Genomic DNA, 8910 nt, shown 5'->3' on the forward strand with positions numbered 1-8910 from the left:
TTCCGGGCCGTCGCTACCCGCTACGAGAAGCGCGCTTACATCTACCTCGGTACCGTCACGCTCGCAGCCCTCGTCATCTGGCTCAGAACATGATCTGAGAAACAGCGCCTAAGTCGAGGTCATGGCCGGCGTCCGCCCGAGCCCCACCGGCCAACGCGTAGCCTCGACCGGCGTCGTGGGTCACTGAACCGGTCGACGCCGGTCGAGCAGCCGCTCAGACGGCGTGGACGACCAGCTTGTTCTGTTCGCCGTCGAAGGCCTCGCCCAGGCCTCGGGCGCCCGGGTCGTCCGCAGCGAAGATCCCTGTCCGGTCGACGTGGACGGACAGGGCGCTGTGACGGTCGATCACGTCGGGGACGCGGGCCCGCCCGGTGGCAGCGCCGTTCGGGCTCCCCGCGCAACCTCCGCCCTGTGACGGCCGCCGCCTTCCAGAAGATCTCCTCGGGTTACGAGTGACGGGGACTACGGGCGTGAAGCGGGGTTCCCCACCGCCGTCTTCACCAACTCCCTCACCTGGCTGACGATGTCCTCCCGGTTCCGCTCGAAGTCCGGGTCGGTGACCGTGCCTGTCCGCGGGTCCGTGTTCTCCGCGCCGAACCGCAGCACCGGGGTGTGGAGATGACCGCCCGGCAGGTCGGGCAGCCCCAGCCGGTCGCGCAGCAGGGTGGCCCGGTAGGCGATCTCGTTGGAGAGGTAGTCGCCGCCGCCTCCGGCCCGCGACGCCGAGCCGGGCGTGGGTCCGTCCGGCCTGGTCACCGGTTGGCTGCCGCCCGCCGGGATCTCGGTGACCTCGGTGTTGTCGTACACGGGGAAGCGGCCCGTGTCCGCTTCGGTGAGCTGCCGGTACGGGAGCGTGGTCGTCGTCCACTGCGGCTGCGAGCCGGGGTCGTCGACGGGGACGGTCCCGGTGCTCGCCGCGTTCTCGTTGTCGGGGAAGCCGCCGCGCCAGGCACCGTTGGTGCGTTCCACGTCGAAGCGGCCCTGGCGGCCCTGGCTGACGGTGGTGAACAGGTCCAGGCGGGGCAATTGCGGGGCGAGGGCCCGCTCGACGGCTCCCGCCGCGAAGTCCGCCCAGCGCACCGGGAAGACGACCGTCTCGATCCGGGCCGGTCCCTCCTCGGTCCGTACCAGGGTGCCGTCCAGGGCGAGCGCGCTCGCGCCCGAGGGGTTGCTGATCCGGACGTCCCTGTCCAGGGTGAACGGGTCGAAGCCGGTGACGAGGACCCGCTTCACCCGGTGGCCCGGGAAGCGGATGTCGTCCTGACCGCGCGAGGAGGTCTCCAGGGCGGTGTGCAAGGCCTTGCGCTGCTCGTCGCTCAGTCCGAACCGGGGTTCCCACGAACGGAGTTCACGGCTGAGCGCGAGTCGGGCCCAGTACAGGGGACGGTCATCGCCCCGGCTCAAGTCGCCCGTGGCCGGTCCTCGGCCCTGGGCTCGGTCCACGGCGCGCCGCCACAGCGCCGAGGCGTGGCGGGTGACCGTTCGCTCGGCCTGCGCGTAGCCGCCGGAGCCCCGCAGGGCACGCTCGAAGCGCGGGGCGAAGGAGTCGAATCCACTGCGCCTCAGGATCTCCTGCGGCGCTGTCCGATCGAGGCGCTGCTCCTCGACGGTCGCCGTCACGGGGGCGCCGGCGGCGTCCGCCGGGAACGCGACGGCGGGCAGGGCGGGGCCCGCGAGGACGAGCAGGAGCGCCAAGCCGCCGAGGCCGAGCCGGGTGGTCGCGGAGAATGGGTGCGTCACGTGGGTCCTTTCGGGTCAACGGCTCGTCGCAGTATCGCGGCACCGGCGGGGACGAAGCCATAGGGCAGGACCTGTGGAGCCCGTGAAGAAGGGGACGGAGTACGCAGAACACGCCCGCCCCCTCGCGGGCGCCGCCCGCCCCGCGAGCCGTCCACGGTCGGCGGGGGTCCCGACGGTCCGCGGGGCCCGTTCCGGCCTTCTCCGCGCGCGCCGTCCCCTCGCTCCCGGGCCGGCGCCGGAGCTGCCCGCCCGGCCCCGACCGGCCTGTACGCTGCGGTCATGCAGCCGCCCGCCCCCTCTCCCCCGTCGGGTTCCGCGCGGCCGGGTCCGGTCGCGGACCCCGCCCGGCGCGGGCTCCTGACGGAGCGCATCGCCCGCGAGCTGGAGCACGACATCCGTTCCGGCGCGATCGCTGTCGGGACCAAGCTCCCCTCCGAACGGGAGCTCGCCGCCCAGTTCGGCGCCAGCAGGAACGTCGTGCGCGAGGTGCTGCGGCGGCTGGAGGCCCAGCATCTGATCGAAGTGGCCCCGGGACGCGGCTCCTTCGTCCGGGAGCAGTCGTCGGGGCAGGCCCGGGGGTACGACGCGCTGTACCGGGCGGGCCGGCCCACCGTCCGGCAGCTCATCGAGGCGCGGATTCCGCTGGAGGTCGAGATGGTCCGGCTGGCGACCGAGCGGGCCACGGACGAGGACATCGCGGCGATGCGGGCCGCCCGGGACGCCCTGGAGTCGGCGACGGACGTCGTGGTCAAGGCCCAGGCGGACATGGACTTCCACGAGGCCATCGCGGTGGCCGGCAAGAACCCGGTGCTGAGGATCATGCTGTCGTCGATCGGCGGGATGATGTTCGAGATGATGCTCCGCTCGAACTCCGATCCGTCGATCGGCGAAGCCGGGGTACCGCACCACCCGGAGATCTTCGAGGCGGTCGAGGCGCGGGACGGGGAACTGGCCTGCGCGCGGATGCGGGAGCACCTGATGCTCGGCCTGCGGACGTACGGGGCCGATCTCGACGTCCAGGTCGACACGATGGCGCGCAACCACATCGAGACGCTGCTCGATCAGGCCGAGGGCCGCCGGACGCCTCCGAGGCGGTAGCCGACGCGTGGGCATGCCGGGCGGAATTCATCCGTCCGGTCCGTGGAACCTTCGCTTCAGGGTCTGGCCGGGGAGGTTTCCGTGCTGTTACGGTCCCGCATACACCAACTGGTCCTACCAGTTGGACCGGGTCGGACCAGCCTGGTTTCCCGGGGCCGACAGGCAACACGTACCGCAGAGAGACGAGGACGAGGATGTCCCCGACCAGCCAGTCCCTGAGCCGGCGCGCCTTCGGCAGGCTCGCCGCAGGGGCCGCGACGGCGACCGGGGCAGGAGCGCTGAGCGCCTGTCCGGGCGGGAGCGGCAGGCCCTCGGCCGGCGCGCCCTCACGGATCACGGCGATCAACCAGGGCTGGCCCCAGGCGGTCAAGCGCCGCACCGCGGAGTTCGAGAAGCTGCTCGGGCGGCGGGCCCCGATGACGCTGCTCACCGCCGATCAGCTCGCCGGCAACTACAGCGTCGAGCTCAACGCGTCGGGCACCGACGTGGACGTGATGATGGTCCGCGCGCTCCAGGAGCAGTTGCCCTTCGGGCCACAACCGCTGGCTCGCCGGAAGTCCGGGATCGGCAGCGCCGAGGCCGTCGCCGCCTACGAGTACTACGGCCGGAGGCGGCCGGCGCCGGGCCGCACAACCTTCCCTCCTGGAGCCTGGACAGCAACGCCTTCTCCCGACCCTCACTCCCCCACCTGCGGAAAGAGCACACGCGCATGAAGATCGTCGACGCGAAGGTCATCGTCACGAGCCCCGGCCGCAATTTCGTCACCCTGAAGCTGACGACCGACGAGGGGCTCACCGGCCTCGGTGACGCCACCCTGAACGGGCGGGAGCTGGCCGTCGTCAGCTATCTCGCCGACCATGTCACGCCCCTGCTGATCGGGCTCGACCCGCACCGCGTCGAGGACACCTGGCAGTCGCTGTACCGGGGCGCGTACTGGCGGCGCGGCCCGGTGACCATGGCCGCCATCGCCGCCGTGGACGTGGCGCTGTGGGACATCAAGGCGAAGGCCGCCGGGCTGCCGCTCTACCAGCTCCTGGGCGGTGCGAGCCGGGAGCGCATCGGAACGTACGGCCACGCCAACGGCCGGGACATACCCGAGCTGCTCGACTCCGTACGGGCCCGGCTCGCCGAGGGCTACCCCGCCGTCCGCATCCAGTCCGGCATCCCCGGCCTCAAGGCGGTGTACGGGGTCTCCGACACCGACGACACCGGCGCGCCGGTCCTCCACCAGCAGGCCCGCCCCCTGGTGGAGGACTGGGACACCGCCGCGTATCTGCGCCATGTGCCGGCCGTCTTCGAGGCGGTCCGCGCGGAGTTCGGCGCCGAACTGCCGCTGCTGCACGACGCCCACCACCGGCTCACCCCGGTCCAGGCCGCCCGGCTCGGCCAGGACCTGGAGCCCTACCGGCCGTTCTGGCTGGAGGACTGCACCCCGGCCGAGAACCAGGAGGCGCTGCGCCTGGTGCGCCGGTCCACCACCACGCCGCTGGCCGTCGGCGAGGTGTTCAACACGGTGTACGACTACCAGGCCCTGATCACCGAGCAGTTGATCGACTACGTGCGCTCGGCGGTGACCCACTTCGGCGGGGTCACTCCGCTGCGCAAGCTTTTCGACTTCGCCGCTCAGTACCAGATCAGAAGCGCGATCCACGGCCCGGAGGACATCTCCCCGGTCGGGATGGCGGCCGCCGTCCATCTGGACTTCGCCGTGCACAACTTCGGCATCCAGGAGTATTCCGGCCACACCCCGCTCACCGACGCGGTGTTCCGACACGCCTACACCTTCACCGACGGGCACCTGCACCCGGGCGAGGCGCCCGGCATCGGCGTGGAGCTCGACGAGCAGCTGGCCGCCGCCCACCCGTACGAGGCCGCGTATCTGCCGGTCAACCGGCTCCACGACGGGACCGTCCACGACTGGTGAACCCGGCGGCGCGGGGCCCGGCGAGCGCCGGGCCCCGCGCGCACAGGCCGATTCCTTCGCCCGTGCCGCCCGTCCTGGCCGCCGGTCACCGCCCAGGGCCGCCGGGGAGCAGATCACGGTGGCGCGACGGGTCCTCGGGGCCCTACCAACTGACGCCGAGCCGCTGCGGACTGCGGAAGGTCGTCCCGGTCCGCCACTCGACCGTGTCGACGGGGGCGTCCAGGCGCAGCTCCGGGAAGCGGGCGGCCAGGCGGTGCAGGGCGAGCTGGAGCTCGGTGCCGGCCAGCCAGGCGCCGAGGCAGTAGTGGGGGCCGGCCCCGAAGGAGAGCGTGGGGGCCTCCAACGGGGCGAACAGGTCGTGGAGGGTGGCGGGCGGGAAGACCTCCGGATCGCGGTTGGCCATGCCGCAGTCGGCGAGCACGATCGCGCCCGCCGGAATGGTCACTCCGCCGACCTCGACGTCCTCGGCGGCGTGGCGGGTGCTGCCCCGGTCGTCGCCCAGGGGGACGAGGTGGACGAGGCGGTCCACGAGACGGCCCGCGGCCTCCTCGTCGGCGCCGAGGCGGTGCCAGGTCTCACGGCGTTCACCCAGCAGATAGAGCAGCGCGTTGCCGAGCATGGTCATCGTGCTGTCGTGCCCGCCGACGACCAGCCCGCACACCAGGGTGACCAACTGGCCCTCGGGAACACCGCCTTCCTCGTCCGCCGCCGCGACCAGACTGCTGATCAGGTCCTCGCCCGGGGTGCCGCGCCGCTCCGTGAGGAGGTGCGCGCCGAACGCGCTGAACTCCTTGAGGGCCGCTGCCACCTGCTCGCCCTCGTGGGTTCCGTCGGAGAAGGCATGCTCGCTCCAGTACCGCATCCGGCCCCACGCGGACTCGTCGAGCCCCATGAGGCGGCTGATCACCGCCGCCGGCAGCGGGAGGGCGAACTCCGCGACGAGGTCCGCCGGTTGAGGCCGGGCCTCCAGCCGGTCGAGGAGTTCCTCCACTATCGCGGCGATCCAGGGCCGCCAGCGGGCCACGGCCCTCGGGGTGAACGCGCGCCGCAGGGTGCGGCGCAGCCGCAGATGGCCGGGACCGTCCTGGTTGAACATCAGGTCGGGGTCGTTCACGAGGTCGGGTACGCCGGAGAGGGCGGGCGCGTCGGGGGCGTACAGCTGCGACCGGCCGAACCGCGGGTCCGAGAGCACCTGGCGGACGTCCTCGTACCGGCTGACCAGCCAGGCCGGGTCGCCGCCCGGCAGCTCGGCGGGGCGGGGCGGCCCGGGCGCCTCGAAGAACATGCGGTGCAGCGGTTCCGGGGCCTGATGCGTGGGGTCGGTGGTGGTCAACGTTCCTCCTGGACAGCACCGTTGGATCGAGCGGGGGAAAGGGGTGCGCTCAGAGTTCGACGAGTACCTTGCCGCGGTTGGCCGCCCGGTCGGCGTAGAGACTTCCGTAGGCGGCGGGGATGGCGTCGAAGCCGTGGTGCAGGGTGTGGTCGCAGACGACCTCGCCGCGCCGGACGCGGCCTCCCAGGTCGGTGTGGAGGTCCTGCCAGTTCTGTTCGGTGAACCATTCCAGGGAGAAGATGCCGCGCACGGTGGTGCGCGGGAACATCAGGTAGGGCAGGAGCCGGGGTCCGGTGCTCTCGTTGCCGACCTGCGTCGCCCACTGCCAGCACACCGCCACCTGGCTGCCGATGTTGAGCAGGGGGAACACGGCGTCGGTGACCGCGCCGCCGAGGTTGTCGAAGTAGCGGTCGACGCCGTCGGGGGCGGCCCGGACGAGCGCGTCGCGGACGGTCTCCGCGGCGTCCCCGTGGCGGTAGACGACCACGGCGTCGAACCCGAGCCCGGTGAGATAGTCCGCCTTCTGAGGGGACGAGGTGGTGCCGACGACCCGGGCGCCGGCGAGCGCGGCGAGCTGTCCGACGAGGGCGCCCACCGAGCCGGAGGCCCCGCTGATGACGAGGGTCTCCCCCGGGTTGATCGTCATGTACTTGGTCAGGGTCCCCCAGGCGGTCATGCCGGGGCCGCCCATCACGCTGAGGGCGGTCGGCAGCGGCAGGGCGTCGTCGTACCACCGGGGGTCGAGCCTGCGGTAGGCGGGGAAGACCATGGGGAACGTGCCGGTCTGCCAGAGTTCGGGGACGCCGGTGCTGATCACATGGGTGCGCCAGCCGCCGAACCCCTGGACGAGGTCGCCGACGCGGTGGGCTGCGCGCGGTCCGGCCTCCACCACCTCCATGATCGAGTCGGCGCCCATGTGCCGGCCGATCGGGGTGTCGAGGGCGATGCCCTGGAGGTAGGGGTCGACGGAGACGTACAGGGTGCGCAGGAGCATCTCGTCGGGGGCGAGGATGACGTCGACGTTCTCGACGACCTTCTCGTAGACGCGGTCCACGTCGGGGACTCCTTCGACGTGTTCGCGGACCACCCATTTCGCGATCTTCATGGTTTCCTCCCGGTCGGTGCGGCGGGGCGTTCGGCCACGGGGATGACCCGGTGGGTCGGTGGTGGTGCGGTGAGGTCGAGCGAGGCGGTGAAGGGCTTGTCGTCGTCGCGGCAGACGAACTGCATGACGTGGCGTCCGGCGGCGGCGGCCCGGATGAGCCCGCCGGTGGTGGCCCAGACGCCGGACTGGTAGAAGTCGCGCAGCCCGGGGAGGCCCGGGCCGTGCTTCTTGATCAGCTCTTCGAGGGTCTCGCCGCTCTCCACGAAGGGCTGCCAGCCCAGCACGGTGCCGTCGTAGTTGCCGGTATAGCGGACCTGGGTGAGGGGGCTGGAGACGTCACGGACGACGATCGCGTCCCGCAGGCCGGGGTAGCGCTCCTCCAGGAAGCCCACGAGTGTTTCGCGGGCCCGCCGCTTCGCCGCGTAGTAGCCGCGCCCGTGCCGTACGGGCAGGGTGTGCAGCTCCTGTCCGCCGCGGGCGCGGGTGATCTGTTCGGGGCCCTCGTCCAGGGCGCGCCAGGGAGCGATGTCGCAGAAGTAGGTGGCGTAGACGACGGTGGTGCCGTCCGGGGACAGTTCGGGGTAATGGCGGCTGCGGAACTGGACGTTGATGCTGGGGTGGCGGATGCCGGTCAGTTCGGCGGCCGTCGCCCCGTCGAGGAGGTAGGTGGTGCAGGGGTCGCCCTCGGGGAAGGGGCGGGAGAGGCCGAGGAAGAGGGTGAAGTAACCGGGGAAGACCATGCCGGGTTCGTGGATGGTCTCGGTGTAGAGCTTGCGGTAGTCCTCGCCCAGGTACTTGCCCTGAAGGAATTTCATGGTCGTGGTGTAGCCGTCGCAGGCCGACACGACGATGTCGGCGCGCAGTTCCCGACCGTCGCTGAGGCGGACGCCCACCGCCCGGTCGTCCTCGACGATCACCGTCTCGACCTTGGTGTTGTAGGAGACCTCGCCGCCGAGCCGGCGGTAGCGGGCCTCGATCGACTCGGCGAGGCCCAGGGAGCCGCCTTCGGGGACTCCGGCGGAGAGGTTGGCGTGCGAGGCAAGCTGGAAGTGGAAGGGGAGGACGGGAAAGGCCGGGTGCTTCTCGTACAGGATGAAGTTGAAGGCCTCCCGCAGGAGGGGGTCCTTGAACTTCTTGGAGAAGTCGCTCATCAGGACGGTGATCGTGGTGCGGACGGAGTTGAAGTACGGCAGGAACGAGGCGAGCATCCGCCAGCGCTCCCGGCGTCCCATCAGTCCGACGGGCTTGAGGAAGGGGTAGACCGCGAGCGCCTTGCGGAAGCTGCGCAGTTGCGCGCAGAACTTCCGTACGAGGCGGGCGTCGGCGGGCGAGATGCCGATGAGGTGGGCTTCGAGCCGGTCGGGGTCGGAGTAGAAGTGGACGGCCCGGCCGTCCGTGCCGCGCACGATGTTGAAAACGTCGAAATGGCGGATCTCCTTGCCCTGGAGGGCGCCGAGCTCCAGCCAGATCTGGTGCATCTCGTTGCCGGGGCCGCTGCCGAGGAGCCAGCTGACGCAGGCGTCCAGCGTGAAGCCGCCGCGCTCCCAGGCGGTGCAGCAGCCGCCGGGGATCTCGTGCATCTCCAGGATGCGGGTGCGGTAGCCGTTCATCTGGGCGTAGCAGCCGGTGGAGAGCCCGCCGAGACCGGCCCCGATGATGATCATCGTCTCCCGGGGCCGGCGGGCGCCGCCGGCCCCGGGTCCGTTCCTG

7 protein-coding genes and 1 pseudogene are annotated in these 8910 nt (G+C 71.7%); 3 read left to right on the plus strand and 5 right to left on the minus strand.

All coding sequences use genetic code 11. From position 1 onward, the window contains the following. Positions 1-214: 214 nt before the first annotated feature. A complete protein-coding gene (locus ACH4KB_RS36505; protein ID WP_398071180.1) occupies positions 215-349 on the minus strand; it encodes a hypothetical protein in 135 nt (44 codons plus the stop codon). A gap of 113 nt (positions 350-462) precedes the next feature. Further along, a complete protein-coding gene (locus ACH4KB_RS36510) occupies positions 463-1740 on the minus strand; it encodes a pyroglutamyl peptidase (protein ID WP_398071182.1) in 1278 nt (425 codons plus the stop codon). A gap of 279 nt (positions 1741-2019) precedes the next feature. Between ACH4KB_RS36510 and ACH4KB_RS36515 the strand changes: the two genes are divergently transcribed. From ACH4KB_RS36515 to manD, 3 genes and pseudogenes are all read left to right on the plus strand, one after another. Continuing rightward, a complete protein-coding gene (locus ACH4KB_RS36515; RefSeq protein WP_398071183.1) occupies positions 2020-2838 on the plus strand; it encodes a FadR/GntR family transcriptional regulator in 819 nt (272 codons plus the stop codon). A 194-nt stretch (positions 2839-3032) separates the two neighbouring features. Beyond that, positions 3033-3390 (plus strand): annotated as a pseudogene (locus ACH4KB_RS36520) (sugar ABC transporter substrate-binding protein); the annotation flags it as partial. A 157-nt stretch (positions 3391-3547) separates the two neighbouring features. Beyond that, positions 3548-4762 (plus strand): D-mannonate dehydratase ManD, encoded by a 1215-nt coding sequence (gene manD / locus ACH4KB_RS36525; RefSeq protein ID WP_398071185.1) that lies wholly within the window; start codon positions 3548-3550, stop codon positions 4760-4762. A 142-nt stretch (positions 4763-4904) separates the two neighbouring features. On the opposite strand, the gene ACH4KB_RS36530 is transcribed toward manD, so the two are convergent. The 3 genes from ACH4KB_RS36530 to ACH4KB_RS36540 are packed head-to-tail and all read right to left on the minus strand — an operon-like array spanning position 4905 to position 8864. Then, entirely contained in the window at positions 4905-6095 is a 1191-nt protein-coding gene (locus tag ACH4KB_RS36530) for a cytochrome P450 (protein ID WP_398071187.1), read from the minus strand. Between the two features lie 49 nt (positions 6096-6144). Next, entirely contained in the window at positions 6145-7200 is a 1056-nt protein-coding gene (locus ACH4KB_RS36535) for an MDR family NADP-dependent oxidoreductase (protein ID WP_398071189.1), read from the minus strand. Next, the gene (locus ACH4KB_RS36540; protein WP_398071250.1) at positions 7197-8864 is read right to left on the minus strand and encodes a phytoene desaturase family protein; all 1668 of its coding nucleotides are present in this window, start codon (positions 8862-8864) and stop codon (positions 7197-7199) included. The genes ACH4KB_RS36535 and ACH4KB_RS36540 overlap by 4 nt, the downstream gene beginning before the upstream one ends. Between the last annotated feature and the right edge of the window lie 46 nt (positions 8865-8910).

The sequence above is a fragment of the Streptomyces sp. NPDC017520 genome (assembly GCF_044329855.1).
Lineage (GTDB): Bacteria > Actinomycetota > Actinomycetes > Streptomycetales > Streptomycetaceae > Streptomyces.

Coding starts and splice junctions, on each gene's coding strand:
- ACH4KB_RS36515 (WP_398071183.1), top strand. CDS start 2,020: ATGCAGCCGCCCGCCCCCTCTCCCCCGTCGGGTTCCGCGCGGCCGGGT.
- manD (WP_398071185.1), top strand. CDS start 3,548: ATGAAGATCGTCGACGCGAAGGTCATCGTCACGAGCCCCGGCCGCAAT.
- ACH4KB_RS36535 (WP_398071189.1), bottom strand. CDS start 7,200: ATGAAGATCGCGAAATGGGTGGTCCGCGAACACGTCGAAGGAGTCCCC.
- ACH4KB_RS36540 (WP_398071250.1), bottom strand. CDS start 8,864: ATGATCATCATCGGGGCCGGTCTCGGCGGGCTCTCCACCGGCTGCTAC.